Raw genomic sequence first — 22,363 nt, 5'->3', positions numbered from 1 at the left:
CCAAGTTACGATCCCTTCAATCACATGGTATAGATTTAAGTTACCACAAATAAGGAAAAAAGAAAAGAAGAAAAAATTCACGAGGAAAGTGAACTTTTTCTTGACTCCCCACTTTTTCAACACTTTGAAAAACAGGGGGAAAGCCCCCTGTTTACCCTCGGTTCATAAATGGTCGCTCGATCATGTCACCCATATCATTAAAAATATCACGAATATCGCGCTCTAACTGATCCATTGGACCGCCATCGCGAATATCGTTGTCGAGCGTACGAATGCGGTTATACATGCTTTCGTTCGTTACGATACGCACCGTTTTTCCTGATGTCAATGGAGCGATCGCTTGACGGACAAGTTGTTCCACTTGCGCCGTATTTCTATTCGTCGTCGATACAGCGACAACGACACGGTCGCCTGAGACAACAGCGCGTGCATCTTTCACATTTTCTACGTTTGCTGCTCGTTTTGCAATTTTTTCAGCTAGTGCCCCGTTATAGTTCCGATAATACGACGGACGTGTACGATCATCCATCGCATTTAAATGGCCATGATAGTTGCGATCTGCACGGCTAAAATTGCGATCAACTTGCGGTGTTCGCGTTCGATCCATGCCGCGATCGAGCATTTCTGTAATCGGTCCGTCATTGTCGCGCACTTGACGAACATTCCCATTCAAACGCTCTGTGCCATACCGCCCATATTGAAAACCGGTCATATCGTTTTCGTTCGAGTAATACCCGATCGGGCGTGTACGGTCAGTATAGCGCGTATCAAGCGCTTGATTATTACAAGCAACCAATCCGCTAAGCGCAATAACTGCCCCGAAAGCTACAATTCGTTTCCGCAAAGGAAAAACCCCCTTTTTGCTTTTGTAGACGATGCGTCTACATCATTAGCTTGGCGCAAAAAAGAGGTTTTATCGCTGTTAAAATTTTGGCGGAGCAATGGCTAATTGCCGTTTATGGTGCGAACGTTCATGAAGCCGCTCAATAATTGCACGGTCACGTTCAGGGACTGGCTCCCCTTTCAAATATTTATCAATCATATCATATGTTGTTCCCATCTCATTTTCATCTGTTTGTCCTTCCCAAAGTCCGGCACTCGGTGCTTTCGTAATAATTTCTTCTGGTACACCGAGAATGCGCGCCATTTCACGCACTTCCCCTTTTGTGAAATGAACGAGCGGAACTAAATCGACGCCCCCGTCTCCGTATTTCGTAAAATAACCTGTATGCCATTCCGCTGCATTATCCGTTCCGACGACAAGGTAACCGTAATTGTTTGCTACTGCATACAACGTCGTCATGCGCAATCGCGCTCGTGTATTAGCATCGCCAAGACGGGCAGCTTGCTCGTTCCATTGCCCTTTTTCTTTCAGTTGTTTTTCAATTTCTCCAAACAGCACGCGATGCGTTTCCGTTAAATCAATGACGTGATAATCAATACCACAGCTCTCTACAACTTTTAACGCATCCTCTTTGTCTTTCGGATTGCTTTTACAAGGCATAATTAGCCCTAAAGAACGGTCAGGAAACGCCCGCTTAATTAAATGTGCAACAACCGCTGAATCAATGCCGCCGCTAATGCCGACGATTGCTCCGTTCATGCCCGCTTCCGTCACTCGCTCACGAAGCCATGCAATTAGTTTTTCAATTTTTTGTTCCATCTATGTACATCCCTTTCTTGATCATATCATCATGTTCATTTTATCACACAAAAAGCAAAAAGAAAAAGAGGCGACATTATTGCCCCTCTTCTTCCTCGCGATACGGAACAGAAAAGTACGGATTCCCTCCATACGGCTGACCTGGCCACCCTTGTTGCCAGCCAAACGGACCGTACGGCTGTGGCATATACATTGGCTGTTGCGGTAATGACATATGTTCACCGTATGGCGTTTGTTGCGGATACATTGCCGTCGGTTGTGGCGGTTGCGCACCGCTTGGCATTTGCGGCATATACGGTGTCGGTTGTGGCGTTCCCTCACACCCACAATCATCGTTATTCATCACTGTCCCTTGCGGATATGGCCAAGGCATCATAGGATACATTGGCGGAAACCATGGATAAAATCCATATCCCGGCATAATTGGAGAAACAGGGATGCACGGCATTGGTAACGGCATCGGAACAGGTTGTGGTTGCATTGGCTGCTGCGATTGCTCTTCCATCATTGGCGCTTGTGTTGGTGGAATTGGTGGAATGTCTGGAAACGGTGGCATTTGCACGTCATCGTCATGTTCCATCATATTTGGCATAATATTTGGTGGCTTCGGCGGCAGAAGCGGCATTTCTTGTTTCGGCTCCTCTTTCTTCGCCGGTTCCTTTACAATAGGAACTTCTTTTGCAATTGGTTCAACATTGATCGGTTGTTGTAATGGTTGTTCCTTTTTGTTTACATGAATATCTACATCGACAGAAACTTGTTGTTGCTGAACGTTTTGTGTTTCTTTTTTTGCTGGCTTGACTGGCGTCACTGGCGTCGGTACTTTAATTTTCATGCCCGGCATAATGTAGTCTGGATCGCTCAAATGGGCATTCATTTTTTTCAACTCTTCGAAATCAACCCCATATTTTTGCGCAATTTTCCAAAGTGTATCTCCCTTTTGGACGATATGAATTTTCACGTGTTTCCCCCTCCTATGTTCAGACGTGACACGTATGTCATGTTCAGCTTGTCGCTACTAGGCTTCAACATAACTTATGAACAGAAAGCTTTTTTTATGATAAAAATAAAAAAGACCGGCAAAAAAATGCCGATCCATTTATGCACGTGCTAACATCCGTTCAAGCGCCAAGATGGCCCCGTCTGCTACATCTTTTGGCACAGTAATGCGATTGACGACTTTTCCTTCAAGCAATGATTCAAGCGCCCAAAGTAAATGCGGTAAATCAATGCGATTCATCGTCAAACATGGACACATATACGGATTTAATGACACAATTTCTTTATCTGGATGTTGCTGGATGATGCGATTTACTAAGTTCATTTCAGTTCCGATGGCCCATTTGCTCCCTGACGGCGCGCTTGCAATCGTTTCAATGATATATTTTGTTGAACCTGCATCATCTGCCTGTTGCACAACTTCCCAACTGCATTCAGGATGGACGATAATTTTCATATCTGGCTTCGTTTTTCGAATATGTTCGATATGCTTCACCGTAAAGTTTTCATGAACGGAGCAATGACCTTTCCATAAAATCACTTTGATTTGCTCCATATCACCATCATATTCAAGTGTATTTGTTGTTGGATCCCATACAGCCATTTGTTCAAGTGGGACGCCGAGGTCGTAAGCTGTATTTCTTCCTAAATGTTGATCAGGTAAAAAGAAAATACGTTCTTTTTGCGTAAACGCCCATGCGACCATTTTTTTTGCGTTTGATGATGTGACTGTTGCGCCGCCGTGTAAGCCGACGAACGCTTTAATGGCAGCAGTAGAGTTGACGTACGTTAACGGCAAAATCGTGTCGCCAAACCGTTGTTGCAATAGCGGCCAAGCTCGTTCGACTTGTTCAATTTCTGCCATATCGGCCATCGAACAGCCTGCACGCATATCTGGCAAAATGACGATTTGTTCATCGCTCGTTAAAATATCGGCCGTCTCCGCCATAAAATGCACACCACAAAATACGATATATTCAGCATCTTTATTTTTCGCTGCAACTTGTGCTAATTGTAATGAATCACCGGTCGCATCGGCAAATTGAATCACTTCATCTTTTTGATAATGATGTCCTGGAATAAATAATCGTGTACCGAGCTGTTGCTTTACGTCAGCTACTCGCTTTTCCATCTCTTCGACAGACAACTGTTTATATTGTTCTGGCATCGCATCATGTTGTTGCATCAATTGTAATACGTTCATCGTCATTCCTCCTACTGCACGTTTAAACTAATATCTAGCGCTTTCGCCGAATGCGTCAACATACCTAGCGAAATGTAGTCAACCCCTGTATCTCGATAATTAGAAATGTTTTCAAGTGTAATACCGCCTGACGCCTCCGTGACAATAGATGATGGAACGAGTTGCACAAACTCGCGAATTTCATCAGGCGTGCGGTTATCGAACATAATGACATCCGCTCCCGCCTCGACCGCTTCGATCACTTGTTGCTTCGTTTCAGTCTCGACTTCAATTTTTACCATATGACCGAGCTTTGAACGGACGCGCTCAACCGCCTTTGCAATAGAACCGCAAAACGCAATATGATTATCTTTAATCATTACCCCATCGTATAAGCCGAAACGATGGTTGTACCCACCTCCGCACGTAACCGCATACTTCTCTAACATGCGAAGCCCTGGAGTCGTTTTCCGTGTATCACAAATGCGTGTATGATCGCTATTTAATGCGCGCACAGCCTCATTTGTCAATGTCGCAATGCCGCTCATTCGCTGAAGTACATTTAAAATCACACGCTCCCCGGATAAAATAGGAACGATCGGACCAGAAACGACCGCAATCGTCTCCCCTTTTTTCACGCGCTCTCCATCTTGCTTATACAATTCACATGTAACGGCTTCGTGTAACAGCCTATATCCGATTTCGATGACACATACACCCGCGATAATTCCATCCTCTTTTGCGACAAACATAGCGCTTCCTGTATCTGTAGCTGAAAAAATCGACTCGCTCGTGATATCGCGATCCCCAATATCCTCTAGGAAAAATTGCTTTAGTAGTTCAGTTAGCTTAACCTCATTCAACGAAATCCCTCCTTGATGAAATGCTCCGTTTTCGTGCGCACGATGCGCCGTTTTTCCCAATACTGTCGCTCAAACGGTTCATCGCTTCGATAATGAGCCCCTCGACTTTCTCTCCTTTGTAGAGCGGAAGTTGTCATAAGCCAACCAACGATCAACATATTTACGATCGTTCGCTCCTCGTCATCGTACGGTGGCGCACAATGGATTAGATCAAAAAGCGAATATTGTTCAAACCATTTTTTTGCTTCTAACAGTTGATCATAATTGCGCACAATGCCAACGCATTCGGTCATCGTTTGCTGAATTTGCTCTTTCGTTGGTAACGGGATACATACGTTTTCCCTAGTTTCTTCATATTTGCTTATGCCGGGAAGCTGCTCCTTTTTTTTCAAGATACAATGTGCCGCTCTCCGACTGAAAACGAGCGCTTCAAGCAACGAATTGCTCGCTAAACGGTTTGCACCATGCACACCTGTACATGCCGCTTCCCCAACAGCATATAACCCCGGCAACGTCGTTTCACCGTCAACATTCACAACGATGCCGCCCATTAAAAAGTGAGCACCTGGCACAACAGGAATGAGACCGCTTCGCCAGTTTATTTGATAGCGCTCACAAAGGGAAGTGATCGTCGGAAAACGAGATGAAAAATGCGGAATCGCTGAAATATCTAAAAAAACGAGATGGCCATTTTTCATTTCACGATCGATCGCTCGCGATACGATGTCACGTGGCGCTAAATCTTTTTGTGGGTGCACCCCATCCATGACGTGTCGACCATCGTCTGTCACTAACGTCGCTCCTTCACCGCGTACCGCTTCGGAAATGAGACCGACTGCCTTTCCATCTACATAAAGCATTGTCGGATGAAATTGTACAAATTCCATATCAGCTACAGCAGCGCCGGCCCGATACGCCATGGCAATTCCATCGCCTGTCGCCGTTTCCACATTCGACGTAAACGTATATAACTGTCCAATGCCGCCCGTTGCAACGATTGTCGCTTCGGCTACATACAGGCCGTTTTTTGTTCGCACGCCAACACAACGTCCGTCGTTTACGAGCAAATCAATGACCGGATCGTTTTCAATAAATAAAACACGACTCGAAAGCTTCTCAAATAAAAATGCCACCATCTTTTTTCCAGTCGCATCACCCCCGGCATGTAAAATGCGTCTCATGCGATGCGCGCCTTCACGCCCAAAAAGCAGTTCCCCACGCTCATCAACATCAAATGAAAAGCCGAGATGCATAAACTGTTCAATCGCCCCTCGTCCTTCTTGAACTAAAATACGTACCGCTTCATCATCGTTATGTTCACATCCAGCTATAATCGTATCTTCATAATGAGATAACCAATGATCCGCAGGGTGAATGGCCGCAGCCACTCCTCCTTGAGCAAGCCAAGAGTTACTTACTTCTTTATTAGACTTCGTGAAAACAATCACATTTTTATGCTCACATAAATGGTAGGCAACCATTAACGCCGCGAGGCCGCTACCAACAATAATCACATCTGCTTTATGCATGATGCTCCTCCATTTCATACTGTCTTGACACCTATATTGACATATATTTAAACTGATGACAAGACTTTTGTTTTTGGAAGTGGTGACTGTGATGATTTATCTCGACTACGCTGCAACGACGCCAATGAGCGAAGAAGCTTTAGCAGTTTATGTAGAAAGTGCAAAAACATATTTCGGAAATGCAAGTAGTTTACATGACGTCGGAACAGCTGCCAATGAGTTGCTTACTATTTGCCGAAAACAAATAGCTCAGCTCATTGGCGGTGAGGAAAAAGGAATATACTTTACAAGCGGGGGAACAGAAGCGAACGTCCTCGCTATTCGTTCCCTTGCTTATGCCCAGCGCCATAAAGGAAAGCACATTGTTACATCAAGCGTCGAACATGCTTCCGTTCATGCTGTGTGCGCACAGCTTGAACGAGAAGGATTTTCTATTACGTACGTTCCTGTCGATCGCTACGGACAAGTTAACGTCGAAGCGCTAGAACAAGCATTGACGGACGACACCATTCTCGTCTCTATTCAACATGCCAATTCTGAAATTGGTGCGATTCAACCATTAAAACAAATTGGCGAATTATTAAAGAAAAAACAAATTGTCTTTCATAGCGATTGTGTACAAACTTTTGGTAAAATACCGATAGATGTGAAACAGCTACACGTTGACAGCATATCGATCGCTAGCCATAAAATTTATGGTCCAAAAGGGGTCGGCGCCGTTTACATCCATCCGCGCGTTCCTTGGCATATGTCATTACCGAACACGACGCATGAAGGAGGTTTTCGACCTGGGACGGTAAACGTACCTGGCATCGCTTCGTTTACAACAGCCGCAATGGAAGCCGAGAAAAAGAGGGAAGTCACTCAACAAAAAATGAGCGAATTGCGTCGTTATTTTGTCGAGCAAGTAAATGAAAAGCAGTTGCCAATTACCGTCTTTGAACATCCGACGGATCAACTGCCACAAATCATCGGCTGTCTCGTTCACGGCTTTGAGGGGCAATACGTTATGTTACACTGCAATCGCCACGGCATTGCTATTTCTACCGGAAGCGCATGCCAAGTCGGAAAGCAAGCGCCGTCTAAAACGATGATCGCAATCGGTAAGGAAGCGGATGAAGCGAAACAGTTTGTTCGCCTTTCGTTTGGTGTGCATACAACAAAAAGGGAGATTGAAACGGTTGTTTCTGTGCTTGAACAGCTTCAAAAAGAAAGGATGTTACGGTCAACTACCCACCACTTAAAGCCTAACAGCTTTTGAAGTGGGGGCTTGCCAAGCCCTAGTTGACTACCCTCAGCCGTTCAATGGCTACGTTGGAAGGGTCATGACACTTACGGATGCTCCTCCAGTCCGTAACCCTGTCGCAGATGGTTAAAAGCTCTGATGGGTAGGAGCGGTGCTGTCTGCCAAACAAGTCCTTCCAACATTGGGGAGGAGGAACTCACTCCTGAAAGGAGGTACACGTCTTGTTCGTGTACATTATCAATAAGCATGGAAAACCACTCATGCCATGCTCACCAAGGAAAGCAAGACTTCTGTTAAAACAGAAGAAAGCAAAAGTAGTAAGAAGGACACCTTTTACCATCCAGCTTCTGTATGGTAGTAGTGGTTACAAACAACCAGTGTCATTGGGTGTTGACATGGGAACACGACATGTAGGAATTTCCGCAACAACAGAGAAAGATGTGCTGTTTGAAGCGGAAGCGCAACTTCGAACAGATATTGTGGATTTACTTGCTATACGGAGACAGTTCCGCAGAAGTCGAAGAAATAGAAAGACTCGCTACCGAGAAGCCAGATTTCTTAACAGAAGAAAACCAGAGGGGTGGTTGCCACCATCTATTCAACACAAAATCAACTCGCATATAAAGTTGATTGATTTAGTACACAATATTCTCCCTGTTACATCTGTCACTATTGAGGTAGCAACATTCGATACACAGAAACTAAAGAACCCAAATATCCAAGGGGTGGAATATCAACAAGGAGAACAAATGGGGTTTTGGAATGTTAGAGAGTATGTTCTATACAGAGACAATCATACTTGTCAATATTGCAAAGGAAAAAAGAAAGACCCTGTTCTCCAAGTGCATCATATTGAAAGTCGAAAGACAGGAGGCGATTCACCAGATAATCTGATTACTCTATGCAAAACATGTCACCATGAAATTCACGAAAAAGGGCTTGAACATATATTACAACGCAAACGACCGCCTATGAGGGATGCTAGTCAGATGACTGCCATACGATGGGCAATGTTTAGTAGGATAAGAGAAAAATACTCGCATGCAAATATCACATATGGGTATATCACCAAGTGTATTCGCATTGCTAATGGACTGCCTAAGTCTCATATGGTGGATGCTCGTTGTATTAGTGGAAATCCACTAGCTAAGCCGAGTGGCACGGTTTATCTTCTAAAATTCGTTCGCAAAAACAACCGTCAATTGCATAAGGCAACCATCTTGAAAGGTGGAAAACGAAAATCAAACAAAGCTCCACGATTTGTCAAAGGGTTTCAACTGTTTGACAAGGTGGTGTACGAAGGGAAAGAATGTTTTATATTTGGCAGAAGAAACAGCGGTTATTTTGACCTTCGGCTGTTAGATGGCACAAAAGTGCATGCTTCAGCAAGCTGGAAAAAGCTAAAAAGAGTTGAGTATGCTAGTACATTACTAATTGAAAGGAGGAAGGGCGATTCCTCCCCAACTTTCGCTAACGCTTAGAAGTCGGGGTCTCTTCGCCTAAAACTGATGAAAAAAGAGAGAAAACTGCTAGGGGAAGAACGACGAGCACTTATTTTACAGTGGTTGAAAGAAACAAAACGACCGATGACAGGAACAGAATTGGCAAACAAAACAAATGTGAGCCGCCAAGTCATTGTTCAAGATATTTCGCTGTTAAAAGCAAAAAACGAACCTATTATCGCAACAAGCCAAGGATACTTATATTTGTCTCCCTCTTCTGCCCATACGTATACGCGCATCATCGCTTGTTGTCACACACCAGAACAAACGAAAGATGAACTATATACGATCGTCGACCATGGTGTCACCGTAAAAGACGTAAAAATTGAGCATCCTGTATACGGAGACTTAACAGCGTCCATTATGGTTAGCAATCGTTTAGAAGTCGACGAATTTATTCAAAAGATTAATGAGACGAAATCTGCCTACTTATCTCAACTGACAGGTGGAGTTCATTTGCATACGCTTGAAGCGAATTGTGCGCAAAAACTAGATGAAGCATGTGCAGCGCTCAAACAAGCAGGATTTTTAATCGAATAAAAAAACATCCCTTACACGAGGGATGTTTTTTTCACCATATAATACGGGTAACTTCCTAACACTTGTACCGTACACCCGAGCGCTTCGAGTTCTGCAATAGCCCCCGGAATTAAAACATCGTCCATTTTTTGATCAATGTCAATAATGAAGAAATAGTTCCCTAATCCTGTTTTTGCAGGACGAGATTCGATTTTCGTCAAATTTAGTTTCCGCCATGCAAACGCTGATAGCACTTGATGGAGCGCTCCAGCTTGATCTTTCGGCAACATGACCATTAATGTCGTTTTAAACCCGTCCTCTTTCTCTTCCACAGGCAATGTGCAGCACTCACGATGTAAAACGATAAAGCGTGTATGATTGTAGTCATAATCATGAATATTTTCTTTCGCAATCGTTAAACCGTACTGTTTTGCCGCGAGTCGATTGCCAATCGCTGCAATTTTTTCTTCTGGCCGCTCGCTAACGTATTTCGCTGCTGCACTTGTTGATGTAACGTATTCATACGAAGCATGTTTTAAATGGCGATGTAAAAACTTATGACATTGAGCAATGGCGTGGGAATGGGAATAAATGCGTTCAACTTGCACCCAATGTTCTAATTGGGCGGGGTGGACGAGCAAATGTTGCTCGATCGGTGCAATAATTTCCCCAACAATCGGCAAATTGCATTCATGAATTAAATAGTCAATCGTTAAATTGACAGAACCTTCAAGTGCGTTTTCAAGCGGCACGACAGCAAACGGTACGTCACCGTCACGCACCGCATCCATACATTGTGGAATCGTATGATATGGAACGCTCTCCATATGTGGAAACACAGCTTCAACAGCTGCATGCGTAAACGTCCCCATTGGCCCTAAATATCCGATTTTCACCGTTTCTCTCCTCTCTACGCCCCTGAACCGAGAATCTCGACTTTTTCAACAAAAGGCAACTGTTTTAGTTGGGAAAGTAGTTCATCAATCGTCATCGTCATCTCGCTCGTGCTAATCGATAACGTAACGTTCGCACGCCCTTGAAGCGGAATCGTCTGGTGAATCGTAAGAACGTTGCAATTTGCTCCAGCGACGACGCTTAATAGCTTCGAAAGGGTGCCTGAGCGGTCTTCCAAATGGAAAAAAAGCGTGATGATTTTTTCGCGCACCATCGTATGAAACGGGAATACCGCGTCACGATATTTGTAAAACACGCTTCGGCTGACGTCAACGAGCTGTACAGCATCAGCGACAGAATCTACTTTTTTACGTTCAATTAATTCTTTTGCGGCCAGCACTTTTTTCATTGCTTCCGGCAATACGTCCTCACGCACTAAATAAAACTTTTTGTCCACCGCACAAGCGCCCCCTTTCGCATTAATCGACAAACTCAAATTCGTAATTTAACAACTTTACAATATCGCCGTCTTTTGCTCCGCGAGCGCGCAACGCGTCATCCACTCCGAGCGAGCGCAATTGCCGCGCAAATCGACGTACTGATTCTTCCCTTGAAAAATCGGTCATCTTAAATAGCTTTTCAATTTTTTCACCTGATAAAATAAACGTTCCATCATCATCACGCGTAATATGAAACGGCGTTTCTTCTTTTTCAAGCTTATAAACGACACGATGAACCGCTTCTTCCTCTTGCGGATAGAGCGGAAATTCCGGCGTCGTTTCAAGCAAATCAGCAATCGCGAATAACAGTTCGCGCACCCCTTGGCGCGTGACTGCTGAAATAGGGAAAATCGGAACGTCTTCGTTTAGTTTTTCTTTAAACTGGCGCAAATGTTCTTCAGCATTCGGCATATCCATTTTGTTCGCAACAATCATTTGCGGCCGCTCCGTTAATCGTAAATTATACTGCTTTAGCTCTTCGTTAATAACTAAATAGTCTTCATACGGATCGCGCCCTTCCATCGCGGCCATATCAATGACGTGAACGATGACGCGCGTTCGTTCAATATGGCGTAAAAACTGGTGGCCAAGCCCAACACCTTGATGAGCTCCCTCAATAAGACCTGGCAAGTCAGCCATGACAAAACTGCGTCCATCTTCTGTTTGTACAACGCCTAAGTTCGGAACGATTGTCGTAAAATGATAATCGGCAATTTTCGGCTTTGCAGCTGAAACGACAGATAACAATGTCGATTTACCAACGCTCGGGAACCCGACAAGTCCTACATCAGCAAGCAATTTTAATTCAAGCGTCACGTAACGCTCTTGACCCGGCTCGCCATTTTCAGCAATTTCTGGCGCGGGATTTGATGCAGTCGCAAATCGGGTATTCCCTCGTCCACCGCGCCCACCTTTAGCCACGACGAATCGTTGCCCATGTTCCGTTAAATCAGCGATGACTTCTTTCGTTTCATCATCAATAACAACCGTTCCAGGCGGTACTTTAACAATTAAATCTTCTGCATTTTTCCCATGCTGATTTTTCGACATGCCATGTTCACCGCGTGGGGCTTTAAAATGGCGTTGATAGCGGAAATCCATTAACGTGCGCAATCCTTCGTCAACAACGAAGACGACGTCTCCACCCTTTCCGCCATCTCCTCCGGCCGGCCCGCCTTTTGGCACGTATTTTTCACGTCGAAACGCGACCATTCCGTTTCCGCCGTCGCCACCTTTCACATATATTTTCACTTGATCAACAAACATGTTTTTTCTCCTCCGATCTTTCCATCTTTATTCAAAAAGATGAATGATTGCACATACTGTTAATTCATGTTCGTGAACGACATGTTCACAAAGTGTTAGCGCATCGTATTCGCTATGCTGTTGAATCCATGTTTTAACTTTCACGAGCTCATGAAGCATGCCGCGATAATCAAAAAATAACCGCACATCTTTCTCCGTTAAGTCAATTGTAATCGTTATATAGTTTTCAACATGCGGGGCGGAACATTCCTCAAGCATATGTAAAAATTGTTGACACCATGTAACGAGCATATTGTCGTATGCGTGTAACGAGCGCGGTTCGCCAAACACTTCATATTCGAGGTGAATACGGCGAGCTTGCCAATGGTACGTCATAAGCAGCTCGGCGAATTGCTCCGTTTGCAAATTCGTTAACTTTGCTTCATTTTCCGCTTCCATGATAATTTGTTGAATGATTTCATTGACGCGATCTAGCCGTTGTAAAGATAAGTTTCCTTTAATTAATTGAATTTTATTAAGCCAATCGTGTCGGGAATGGCGCAATGCCTCCACAATCGTCCACCGCTTCTCCATGATTCATTCTCCCATAAACATTTTGACTATAATTATAACATACGCCAACAAAAAGAAAACCCTAACCAAGTCGGTTAGAGTTTTCCACTTCCTTATGCTTCTTTCACTACAGGATATACGCTCACTTTTTTACGATCGCGACCCATGCGCTCGAAACGAACGATGCCGTCAACTTTCGCATAAAGTGTGTCGTCGCCACCGCGTCCTACGTTTAAGCCAGGGTAAATTTTTGTTCCGCGTTGACGATAAAGAATAGAACCGCCTGTAACGAATTGACCGTCTGCACGCTTCGCGCCAAGACGTTTTGCGATTGAATCACGACCGTTCTTTGTTGAACCTACTCCTTTTTTCGATGCGAAAAACTGAAGATCTAAACGTAACATGTCGTGTCACCTCCTACACTGTTTTCGTCGTTATTTTGACGTATTTGCCGTAATCACGCTCAATCGTTTGGAGCGACACGATCATTCCTTCAAGAAGAAGCTGCACATGATCTGCTGCTTTCGCATCTTCGATTGCTGGAAGTTCACAATGAAGATAGCCGTCTTTTCCTTGTTGAATGATCGGTTTCACGTTCGTCAATGCGATGATCGCATTGACCGCACCAAACGAAATCGCTGATACACCTGCACATACAATATCTTGTCCACGCTTGGCAAAATGAGCGTGTCCGCTAATCGTAAAGGAACGAATCGTCCCTTCTACCGTTCGATGAACTGTGATGCGAATCATCGCTTACGCCTTATGCATTAATTTTTTCGATTACAACTTTTGTGTATGGTTGGCGATGACCTTGCTTACGACGATAGTTTTTCTTTGGCTTATATTTGAAAACGATGATCTTCTTTTGACGACCATGCTTTTCAACTTTCGCCGTTACTGTTGCGCCAGCGACTGTAGGGTTACCAACTTTTACGTTTTCGCCACCTACAAATAGCACTTTGTCGAATGTAACTGTTTCACCTTCTGCTGCATCGATTTTCTCGATGTAAATCGCTTGGCCTTCTTGCACTTTAATTTGTTTTCCACCAGTTTCAATAATCGCGTACATATTTGCACCTCCTAAATTAGACTCAGACTCGCCAGCTGTGAGGCGGTTCAAGCGAACGCTTAAAAAGCCTTAGCTGAGCGGTTGTAGCACGGGTGCTACACAACATAGAAGATGATAGCATAAAAAGAAAACAATTGTCAATACGTATGAATCAAATGTCCGATCGGTTCGTTTGTTCGTTTCTCATGAAAATAAGCGTATAACAACTCGTTTTCATCAAGCTCCATTTCTATATGATTTTTCTTCACAATAATCGCATGTTTTTTTCCGCGATGAAATAAAAGAAGGACGCGAAATAACGGATCATTTGCATCGACGACAAGACGTTTTAACGCCACATATTCCACTCGCTTGCCGTAATATCGTTCAAGTAAAAAACGAATCCATACGTATGTGCGTTGCTTCCATTCTTCCCAAAGCGCATACGCTAAAAACAAGCCAATGATCCACAAGTTAACATTCAGCGGTGCAACGATCAATAAAACGACGAAACAGATTATTAAAACAAAGGCAGAAGCATAAATGGTTTGCTCATGCGCACGTCGAAACGAAGTGCGCGCCGTGCGATAAAGAAAAAAGAGCTTCCCCCCATCAAGCGGCCAAATGGGCAATAAATTGATGAGCAAAATGGATAAGTTGTATTCGAGCAATTGGCGGTACAGCTCACTCGATATGACGTTCGCATGATGAGCAATATATGCTATAAAAAAGATGATTAAATGTTGGAGCGGACCTGCAATTGTGACGATCAACTCTTCGTAAAACGGACGATTTCCATGCTCATCCATTTCGGCAACACCACCGAAAGGCAAAAGTAAGACACGTTTGACGCGCCATGAAAACATGTGCGCCGCTACAACGTGTCCAAGTTCGTGCCAAAGCACAATCCAAAACAATAAAAGGAGCGTTTGAAATTGCGCTGTCATAATCGCAATGAGCGCAATGAACCAAAACAGCGGATGAATGTGAATATTCGTAATTGTAGAGAGCCATTTATTCAAAGGAAATCACCTGAACCGGATCGACGAAATGATCCCCTCGTTTGATCGCAAAATAAAATACCCCTTTTTTATCGCCCGTCTCCGCTGTCCCGACTTCTTTGCCAGCTTCAATAAAATCATACAACTTTACCGAAATAGCGGATAACTTTCCATACCACGTTTCACTTCCGTCCGCATGTTGAACAATGACCGTTTTTCCGTACGGCTCTTTTACCCCCGCGAAAATGACGATTCCTTCTTCCACCGCCACGACCTTCTGATCCGTTTCAATGACTACACCTTGTCCATTATGTTCAAACGTTTCAATGACACGTGCTGAAGCAGGAAACGCATATACAGCTGTTGCATCTTCTTGTTTTTTTACGTTAAAAAATGCAAGCGGCTTGCCAAACGTTTTTTCGTACCATTGCGCAACTGTCGCAAACTGAAAATCTTTTTCCATCGCTCGTTTCACGAATGTGCGTGCGCCTTCAATTTTCGGGGAGTCATATTGAAATAAGATGGCAACGCTAAAAAATAAAAGCATAGCAAGAAAGCTTTTTAACAAAAATACGTCTTTGCGAAAAAGCGGTGGCTCTTGCCCCCTATCATACGTCACAACCGTTGGATTTCCGTACTTTTCTTCTTCATTCCAATCGGTTAACATCGTTTGCACGTAACGTTCACGCGCTTTTTTTCGCTTGGCTATTCGCTTTCGAATATGTTCAATTCGATCGCTCACATTCCCACCCCTCTCGTCCTATTTGTACTATATGTATGGAAAAGAGGGAAAAGATATGAATAAGAAAAAAGCACTCCCAACCGGAAGTGCTAACGCGCGCTAAACAACTTTTTAATTTTCGAGAAAAACCCTTTTTGTTCTTCGTCATCGAGCGACATAAGCGGCACCGATTCACCGAGAAGGCGACGGGCGATATTGCGATACGCTAAAGACGCTTTACTGTTCGGATCGAGAACGATCGGTTCACCGTTATTTGACGCTTTAATGACATGTTCATCATCTACAATAATGCCAAGTAAATCAATAGATAAGTGCATTACAATTTCATCAATATCTAACATATCATGATTTTTCAACATATGGCTACGAATGCGGTTAATAATTAGACGTGGACGTTTCATATGTTCTTCTTTTTCAAGCAATCCAATAATTCGATCCGCATCGCGCACAGCTGAAATGTCTGGTGTCGTGACGACGATCGCTTCATCCGCTCCTGCTACAGCGTTTTTATATCCTTGTTCAATGCCTGCTGGACAATCGATTAAAATATAATCGTAATCGTGTCTTAAATTGTCGATAAGCTCCTTCATTTGTTCCGGTGTTACAGCTGACTTATCGCTCGTTTGGGCAGCTGGCAATAAATAAAGGCGATCCTCAAACCGCTTATCTTTGACGAGCGCTTTTTGAATCGTGCAACGTCCTTCAACAACGTCGACAAGATCATAGATGATGCGATTTTCTAACCCCATGATGACATCGAGATTGCGTAGCCCGATATCTGTATCAACGAGACAGACGCGCTTTCCTAGCAAGGCGAGCGCCGTGCCGAGATTGGCTGTCGTTGTTGTTTTACCGACGCCCCCTTTACCAGAAGTAACAACAATCGCTTCTCCCACTGTCAAAAACTCCCTTCTATACGAGTTAAATTCGGACGTAAATGCATCAATAGTTGAAGCCGATCGACAACAATTTGATCGTGCTCATCAATATAGGCGCACTCCATTTCATTTCCTTCCTCGCTGCGATAGTCTGGCGCTCGATTCATAGTATCGCTAATGCGCAATTGTGTCGGTTTCATGATTGACGCTGCGATGATCGCTTGGCGGTTTCCTTCATATCCTGCATGAGCGATGCCGCGCAACGCCCCTAATACAAAAATATTTCCTGTCGCAACGACGGTTCCCCCCGGATTCACATCACCAATTAAAAGTAAGTCCCCATCGACGTGAAGCACTTGTCCGGAACGAACAATTTTCGCAACTGATACGATTTCATTTTTCTTTTTCCATTCTAACGCTTCTTGTTTCGTCATGACATTGCTTATAATCGAGTGGACAATTAAATTTTTTTTCATTCGAATGACATCGCGCAAACGCTCCTCTTGTTCGCGCGTCAAATATCGGTTGCCGACATGAACATGCACAGCAACAAGCGGGCCTTCTTCGTCGCGAGTTGCTCCTGTCAACAATTCGTCTACTTGTTTTAACAATTCATCATAGGCGCACGTATCATCAAGTTGCAACGTCAGCCCTTCTTTCGTCCCTTTCATCGACACATATGGTCTCTTTTCTTTGCCAGCCACGACTTTCACCTCAATGAATAGTTCTCCGCATTTTTTTGTATTCCTTCACATAGGTGACGATTCGTCCTGCTTCTCTCCCCACTTCAACAACGTTTGCTTTAACGGATAAGCGATAAACAATATAACAATTGTATGAATAAATAACGTTGGCAAAAAGCGCACTTGGAAAAATGTTGGGGCAGACATCGTCGTTCCACTAATCACGAGTTGAATAGCATACGTATACCATTCTACAGACGCGATTGCAACAATGGAAAAAAAGGAGGCGGTCCATGCGTTTTTGTGCAAAATGTTCATCGCCTTCGCAACTAAATAAGCAATAAGCGGAAAAGCAAAAGTGTACGCCCCTAATATTTCCGTATACACAACATCATACAGCAACCCAAATATAAAACCATATGTCATTCCTTCTGCTTGTCCAACGAACATCGTCATAAACACGAGAACAATGAGCAAGGCGCGCGGGACGAGCAAATAAACATCAAATAACGGGTAGGAAAACAACTGGACAATGATGCTTTCAAATAAAAACACGACGGTCACAAGAGAAGAAAGAAAGAAGCGATTCATTGCTCTTCCTCCTCTTGCACCATATCAATTTTTCGTTTCACAATAATGACATCGTCAATATCATAAAAATTCGCTGCTGGCTTGACGTAGGCAATTTGTGTAAGCCCGTACTCATCCGCAACGACCTCTTCAACCTCTCCGATAAATAATCCCTTTGGAAAAATCCCGCCAAGTCCTGATGTAAATACACGTTGCCCTTTCTTTATTTTTGCATCATACGGAATGCGTTTAAGCAACAACGCTTCCCGCTCTTCATCATACCCCTCAATTAAGCCGAATACGTTTTCATCTCCTTGAATAAAAGCTGAAATGCGATTTTGACGATCTTTTGCGCTAAGCAGTTGCACCGTTGCGCTAAAAGGGGATACGCTGCGCACTTTTCCAATCAATCCTTGTGGAGTAATAACAGCCATATTTTTCTCGACGCCATGTTGAGATCCTTTATTAACGATCAACGTTTCTTCCCAACGATCCGGATTGCGTCCGACAACCGTTGCTTGAATGGCGACGAAATCACGTAAACTTTCTTTTTTATCGAGCAGTTCGCGTAAGCGTTCATTTTCTTTTTTTAGCGATTCCACTTCAGACTGTAAAAGAACGTATTGCTCTAGATGAGCCTTTAGCCGTTTGTTTTCTTCATATGTATGGCGTAAATCGTTCACATTTTCAAAGAAGCCCGCAACGAGCTGTGCGGGCTTATGCACGATAGATTGCATGAAAACAACGGTGTCTTTCACGAACTTTTCCATCCATGTCAACTCGCTTCGGTCTTTCAACGAAAATCCGATGAGAGCGACGAGAACCATGAGGCTCACAAGCAATATGATCAGCCGTTTATTTAAGAAAAATTTCGGCATGACGACACCTTCTTATGCATTAGCGATGATCTCGCGCTTTATTTTTAAATAAATGAATGTGATCGAGCGCTTTTCCTGTACCAATCGCAACGCAGTCAAGCGGGTTTTCAGCAATAATCACCGGCATGTTCGTTTCTTGGCTAATGACTTTATCTAAGTTGCGCAACAACGCCCCTCCACCGGTTAAAACGATTCCGCGGTCCATAATGTCAGCGGCGAGTTCTGGCGGCGTTTTTTCAAGCGTATTTTTTACGGAATCAACAATAGCATATACAGTATCACGCAGCGCCTCGGCAATTTCTTCTGCATGAATTTCAATCGTTTTTGGCAAGCCTGTTAATAAATCGCGACCGCGAATTTCCATGCTTCCGATTCCTTCTGGATTACCCGCGGAACCAATTTCGACTTTAATCGCTTCCGCTGTACGCTCCCCGATCATTAAATTGTACGTTTTACGAATATATTGAATGATCGCCTCATCCATTTCATCGCCAGCGACACGGATGGATTGACTCGTTACAATGCCACCTAAAGAAATGACAGCGACTTCCGTTGTGCCACCCCCGATATCGACGACCATGCTTCCTGTCGGCTCCCATACAGGCAAGTTCGCACCGATTGCCGCGGCAAACGGCTCTTCAATTGTGTAAGCGTCGCGAGCCCCAGCTTGTCTCGTCGCGTCGATTACCGCACGCTCTTCTACTGCGGTGATCCCCGATGGAACGCAAACCATAACATATGGCTTTCCAGCAAACAAGCCGCTATTTTTCGTCGCTTGCTTAATGTAATATTTCATCATAATCGCCGTCGTTTCATAATCAGCAATGACCCCATCTTTCATCGGACGAAGGGCAACAACGTTCCCCGGCGTACGGCCAATCATTTGTTTTGCTTCATTTCCGACTGCCACAATTTGCTTCGTATCTTTTTGTAGCGCAACGACTGAAGGCTCGCGCAACACAATTCCTTTTCCTTTCACATAAACAAGCGTATTCGCCGTACCTAAATCTATTCCGAGATCTTTTGATCCAATTCCAAACATGTTCGTATCTTCCTTTCTGAAACAAAATGCTTTCAAAAACTCATGACATTTATTATAACGCAATTGTGATAAAAAGAGAATGATTTACACATATCCTTTTTCTTTTAAGCTAACATACGTTTTATCACCAATGATTAAATGGTCGAGCAGCTCAATGCCGACGAGACGACCACATTCCACGAGCCTGCGCGTCACTTCAATATCTTCACGGCTCGGTGTTGGATCCCCTGAAGGATGATTATGAATGCAAATAATCGAGGCAGCTGAACGTTTAATCGCTTCCTTATACACTTCGCGCGGATGAACAATCGACGCATTTAAACTGCCGATAAATACCGTCTTTTTATGCATCACTTGATTTTTCGTATTTAAATATAACACAACGAAATGTTCTTGACTTAAAAAACGCATATCTTCCATGACATACCGCGCGCCGTCCTCAGGAGAGCGAATGACGTAGCGATCGTCATATTGCATTTGGTGTACGCGCCGACCAAGCTCAAGCGCAGCAATAATTTGAATGGCTTTTGTTTTTCCAATTCCTTTAATGCTTGTCATTTCTTCGATAGTCGCATCTTTTAGCTGACGAAGTCCTTCAAAATGGGTGAGTAAATGTTGTGCAAGCGTGAGAACGGAATATTGCTTCGTCCCCGTGCGAAGCAATATCGCTAACAGTTCTTGATTTGATAAGCTTTGCGGTCCTTCGGAAAGCAAGCGTTCACGCGGACGGTCATCGGGCGGAACATGACGAATAAGCATACGTTCCCCCCTCTATTTTAACCGTTTTTTAACGAAATGGGTAAAATCCGAATTTTTTTAATTCGCGGGCAAGCCTAGCGATCGGCAAACCAACAACGGAAAAATAGTCGCCGTCAATCTTTTTTACAAAAAGCGCTCCCCGTTCTTGAATGCCGTACGCGCCCGCTTTATCGAGCGGTTCCTTTGTCGCAATATACGCCCAAATGTCTTCATCTGTAAGCGGCCAAAACGTAACTTCCGTTTTTTCTGCAAAAGTGACGCACTCTTTTTCTGTACAAATGGCGACACCTGTCCACACTTCATGTGTCGTTCCAGATAAACGTTTTAACATAAGAAAAGCGTCTTGTTCGCTCGTCGGCTTCCCAAGCACCTCTCCTTCACACACAACGATCGTATCAGCACCGATGACGCACGCGTCTTTTTTTTGTTGCCATACCGCATTTGCTTTTTTATGTGCAAGCTGCTGTACAATTTCACTTGGGGATAACTTAGCATCGAATAATTCATCGACATCGCTGACGAGGATGTCAAACGGAAGTCCAAGCATACGAAGTAGTTGTTTTCGACGAGGAGAACTAGAAGCTAACACAAGTTGCATCGTCATCACCTTTCTGTCATGAGCGTTTGTTTCAAGGAAGATACACTTGTATCGTACCAAATTTATACACAATAAACAATGGTTCGACAAAGAAAAAAAGAAGCTGTGCGCTTCTTATTGTAAAACATTTAATATATGCTGTTGTGCGGCCCATAACTGTGCTTGATCGTTTGTTTGGCGGAAAGCGAAAAGCGCTTCATACGCTTTTTTCATCTGTTCATCATGAAACGAATACGACTGTAACTGATTCCATTGTTCATTGGAAAGTTTTTGTCCATCCAACAATAAACTAATCGCGGAAACGATCGTCATAAACGGCTCATTTTCTTTCTCGTCCACGGATACGTTCCATGCTTTTACGTATGTGTCAATTCCGAGCGGTTCGTATAAGCCCGCGATTTTCTTTGCCTCCTCTTTCGTTAATGCCATGCCTAAAAAGACGTAAATCGGTTGTTTTCCTACCATGACGCTTGGTCGATGTTGCCCTTTTATTTTTTGCGCATACGCTTTCGCTGCTTCTGTATCTTGAAACACCCCACCTTGAACGACAAAAACGGTTTCTGTCCGTTGCGCAACTGGCTCTTCTTCCTTTTGTTCTTGCTGCAATGTGGCGGTCGAAGAAGTGTCAGTTGTCGGAATGATCGTTAATACAAATAAACCAAAGCTTGTCCCAAGAACGACAGCTAAAGCAATCGCTAGCAAAAACGAACGCCAAGGTGATCGTTTTTTATATCGTTTACTATCCGTTTCAAATTGGAGAGAATCATTTTGTTTTTCATATCGTTCATCGCTGTCGTCACTTGACCATTCTAATAACGTGCTCGTTTCTGTCGTATACGGTTGTTCTTTTCCGTTCACCTTAATAATAATTGCTTTTTTCGCTGGCTTGTCCATTTTTTCTCCCTCCCGCTGTCATTCTTCGCCCATCGTAACATAAAAAAAGAAAAAAAAAACGAGACATTTGTCGTCTCGTCGCGGAAGGTTTTCGTCAAATTTCGCACTACCGATCTTGAATGTCATCGACCGACAACTGATCGACAGGTACGCCATTTTCTTTACAAATTTGCTTCGTTTCTCCTTTTAAACAAACGGCATAAGCAATCGTACCGTCATGCCGTTTTGTCACAATGACATATGAGTCATCATTTACGGGCAACCGTTTCGATGTGTACGGATCCATGATTCTCTCAAGAATGCCATCGTCAACTAACTGTTTGTACGTTAATATCTCACTTTCATTTGGCGTTAAAAACTCTACTTTCTGCGCCCCAACGTGAAGCCGTGCCGCTTCATATAAGGAATACGCTGTCGCGACAAACGCTCGATCCCGTGACTTTTTAATCACTTCAACAACAGAAATAGTCGCAATCATGACTAAAATACTTAAAATAACAATGACAGCTAACAGTTCGATTAACGTCATTCCGCGCTCATTTTGCATCCGA

At 43.8% G+C, this 22,363-nt stretch carries 27 protein-coding genes and 1 other annotated feature; of the genes, 3 read left to right on the top strand and 24 right to left on the bottom strand.

Translation table 11 applies throughout. The features are described from left to right. Positions 1-151: 151 nt before the first annotated feature. From K1I44_RS06705 to nadB, 6 genes are all read right to left on the bottom strand, one after another. Entirely contained in the window at positions 152-844 is a 693-nt protein-coding gene (locus tag K1I44_RS06705; protein ID WP_219985687.1) for a YhcN/YlaJ family sporulation lipoprotein, read from the bottom strand. Between the two features lie 78 nt (positions 845-922). Further along, positions 923-1,663, bottom strand: a complete 741-nt coding sequence (gene nadE, locus K1I44_RS06700; RefSeq protein ID WP_003396265.1) for an NAD(+) synthase — start codon at positions 1,661-1,663, stop codon at positions 923-925. Between the two features lie 76 nt (positions 1,664-1,739). After that, the gene (locus K1I44_RS15470) at positions 1,740-2,624 is read right to left on the bottom strand and encodes a LysM peptidoglycan-binding domain-containing protein (RefSeq protein WP_219985686.1); all 885 of its coding nucleotides are present in this window, start codon (positions 2,622-2,624) and stop codon (positions 1,740-1,742) included. Between the two features lie 138 nt (positions 2,625-2,762). After that, on the bottom strand, positions 2,763-3,866 hold the full coding sequence (gene nadA, locus K1I44_RS06690; protein ID WP_003396270.1) for a quinolinate synthase NadA: 1,104 nt from the start codon (positions 3,864-3,866) through the stop codon (positions 2,763-2,765). Between the two features lie 11 nt (positions 3,867-3,877). Then, the gene (gene nadC / locus K1I44_RS06685) at positions 3,878-4,708 is read right to left on the bottom strand and encodes a carboxylating nicotinate-nucleotide diphosphorylase (RefSeq protein ID WP_219985685.1); all 831 of its coding nucleotides are present in this window, start codon (positions 4,706-4,708) and stop codon (positions 3,878-3,880) included. Beyond that, the gene (gene nadB, locus K1I44_RS06680; RefSeq protein WP_219985684.1) at positions 4,705-6,237 is read right to left on the bottom strand and encodes an L-aspartate oxidase; all 1,533 of its coding nucleotides are present in this window, start codon (positions 6,235-6,237) and stop codon (positions 4,705-4,707) included. The genes nadC and nadB overlap by 4 nt, the downstream gene beginning before the upstream one ends. Before the next feature lie 91 nt (positions 6,238-6,328). Between nadB and K1I44_RS06675 the strand changes: the two genes are divergently transcribed. The 3 genes from K1I44_RS06675 to K1I44_RS06665 all read left to right on the top strand — a co-directional run bounded on the left by K1I44_RS06675 (position 6,329) and on the right by K1I44_RS06665 (position 9,525). Further along, the gene (locus K1I44_RS06675; RefSeq protein WP_219985683.1) at positions 6,329-7,498 is read left to right on the top strand and encodes an IscS subfamily cysteine desulfurase; all 1,170 of its coding nucleotides are present in this window, start codon (positions 6,329-6,331) and stop codon (positions 7,496-7,498) included. A gap of 212 nt (positions 7,499-7,710) precedes the next feature. Then, the gene (gene iscB, locus K1I44_RS06670) at positions 7,711-8,964 is read left to right on the top strand and encodes an RNA-guided endonuclease IscB (protein ID WP_370627967.1); all 1,254 of its coding nucleotides are present in this window, start codon (positions 7,711-7,713) and stop codon (positions 8,962-8,964) included. 27 nt (positions 8,965-8,991) lie between these two features. Continuing rightward, positions 8,992-9,525, top strand: a complete 534-nt coding sequence (locus tag K1I44_RS06665; protein ID WP_219985681.1) for a transcription repressor NadR — start codon at positions 8,992-8,994, stop codon at positions 9,523-9,525. 11 nt (positions 9,526-9,536) lie between these two features. Here the strand turns inward: K1I44_RS06665 and pheA are convergent, their stop codons facing one another. The 18 genes from pheA to K1I44_RS06575 form a co-directional block, all read right to left on the bottom strand. Beyond that, the gene (gene pheA, locus K1I44_RS06660; RefSeq protein WP_219985680.1) at positions 9,537-10,400 is read right to left on the bottom strand and encodes a prephenate dehydratase; all 864 of its coding nucleotides are present in this window, start codon (positions 10,398-10,400) and stop codon (positions 9,537-9,539) included. Between the two features lie 14 nt (positions 10,401-10,414). Continuing rightward, entirely contained in the window at positions 10,415-10,855 is a 441-nt protein-coding gene (locus K1I44_RS06655; protein WP_064214457.1) for an ACT domain-containing protein, read from the bottom strand. A gap of 22 nt (positions 10,856-10,877) precedes the next feature. Further along, positions 10,878-12,164, bottom strand: a complete 1,287-nt coding sequence (obgE, locus tag K1I44_RS06650; RefSeq protein WP_091702194.1) for a GTPase ObgE — start codon at positions 12,162-12,164, stop codon at positions 10,878-10,880. A 27-nt stretch (positions 12,165-12,191) separates the two neighbouring features. Then, entirely contained in the window at positions 12,192-12,740 is a 549-nt protein-coding gene (locus K1I44_RS06645) for a Spo0B C-terminal domain-containing protein (RefSeq protein ID WP_080629202.1), read from the bottom strand. 89 nt (positions 12,741-12,829) lie between these two features. Continuing rightward, on the bottom strand, positions 12,830-13,120 hold the full coding sequence (gene rpmA, locus K1I44_RS06640; protein WP_003396301.1) for a 50S ribosomal protein L27: 291 nt from the start codon (positions 13,118-13,120) through the stop codon (positions 12,830-12,832). Between the two features lie 13 nt (positions 13,121-13,133). Beyond that, complete coding sequence (locus tag K1I44_RS06635; RefSeq protein ID WP_003396308.1) at positions 13,134-13,469, bottom strand: ribosomal-processing cysteine protease Prp; 336 nt, start codon at positions 13,467-13,469, stop codon at positions 13,134-13,136. Positions 13,470-13,479: 10 nt separating this feature from the next. Next, a complete protein-coding gene (gene rplU / locus K1I44_RS06630) occupies positions 13,480-13,788 on the bottom strand; it encodes a 50S ribosomal protein L21 (RefSeq protein ID WP_003396311.1) in 309 nt (102 codons plus the stop codon). 14 nt (positions 13,789-13,802) lie between these two features. Continuing rightward, positions 13,803-13,881: a sequence feature (ribosomal protein L21 leader region), on the bottom strand. A 44-nt stretch (positions 13,882-13,925) separates the two neighbouring features. Then, positions 13,926-14,789, bottom strand: coding sequence for a M50 family metallopeptidase (locus K1I44_RS06625; protein WP_219985679.1), 864 nt, complete (start codon positions 14,787-14,789; stop codon positions 13,926-13,928). Then, positions 14,782-15,510, bottom strand: a complete 729-nt coding sequence (locus K1I44_RS06620) for a peptidoglycan DD-metalloendopeptidase family protein (RefSeq protein ID WP_219985678.1) — start codon at positions 15,508-15,510, stop codon at positions 14,782-14,784. The genes K1I44_RS06625 and K1I44_RS06620 overlap by 8 nt, the downstream gene beginning before the upstream one ends. Before the next feature lie 89 nt (positions 15,511-15,599). Next, positions 15,600-16,406 carry a septum site-determining protein MinD gene (minD, locus tag K1I44_RS06615; RefSeq protein ID WP_003396321.1) on the bottom strand — a complete coding sequence of 269 codons (807 nt, stop codon included), beginning with the start codon at positions 16,404-16,406 and terminating at the stop codon, positions 15,600-15,602. Between the two features lie 2 nt (positions 16,407-16,408). Continuing rightward, on the bottom strand, positions 16,409-17,059 hold the full coding sequence (gene minC, locus K1I44_RS06610) for a septum site-determining protein MinC (protein ID WP_219985691.1): 651 nt from the start codon (positions 17,057-17,059) through the stop codon (positions 16,409-16,411). Positions 17,060-17,137: 78 nt separating this feature from the next. Beyond that, on the bottom strand, positions 17,138-17,662 hold the full coding sequence (gene mreD, locus K1I44_RS06605) for a rod shape-determining protein MreD (protein ID WP_003396328.1): 525 nt from the start codon (positions 17,660-17,662) through the stop codon (positions 17,138-17,140). After that, positions 17,659-18,519, bottom strand: coding sequence for a rod shape-determining protein MreC (mreC, locus tag K1I44_RS06600; RefSeq protein ID WP_219985677.1), 861 nt, complete (start codon positions 18,517-18,519; stop codon positions 17,659-17,661). The genes mreD and mreC overlap by 4 nt, the downstream gene beginning before the upstream one ends. Before the next feature lie 19 nt (positions 18,520-18,538). Continuing rightward, complete coding sequence (locus K1I44_RS06595; protein WP_003396333.1) at positions 18,539-19,561, bottom strand: rod shape-determining protein; 1,023 nt, start codon at positions 19,559-19,561, stop codon at positions 18,539-18,541. An 84-nt stretch (positions 19,562-19,645) separates the two neighbouring features. Then, complete coding sequence (radC, locus tag K1I44_RS06590) at positions 19,646-20,320, bottom strand: RadC family protein (RefSeq protein WP_003396335.1); 675 nt, start codon at positions 20,318-20,320, stop codon at positions 19,646-19,648. A 28-nt stretch (positions 20,321-20,348) separates the two neighbouring features. After that, on the bottom strand, positions 20,349-20,918 hold the full coding sequence (locus tag K1I44_RS06585) for a Maf family protein (RefSeq protein WP_219985676.1): 570 nt from the start codon (positions 20,916-20,918) through the stop codon (positions 20,349-20,351). A 114-nt stretch (positions 20,919-21,032) separates the two neighbouring features. Continuing rightward, positions 21,033-21,812 (bottom strand): SPOR domain-containing protein, encoded by a 780-nt coding sequence (locus K1I44_RS06580; RefSeq protein WP_219985675.1) that lies wholly within the window; start codon positions 21,810-21,812, stop codon positions 21,033-21,035. Between the two features lie 106 nt (positions 21,813-21,918). Next, the gene (locus K1I44_RS06575; RefSeq protein ID WP_219985674.1) at positions 21,919-22,359 is read right to left on the bottom strand and encodes a type II secretion system protein; all 441 of its coding nucleotides are present in this window, start codon (positions 22,357-22,359) and stop codon (positions 21,919-21,921) included. Between the last annotated feature and the right edge of the window lie 4 nt (positions 22,360-22,363).

The sequence above is a fragment of the Anoxybacillus sp. ST4 genome (genome assembly GCF_019448545.1).
GTDB lineage: Bacteria > Bacillota > Bacilli > Bacillales > Anoxybacillaceae > Anoxybacillus > Anoxybacillus pushchinoensis.
This window is presented reverse-complemented; position numbering and strand designations above follow the sequence as displayed.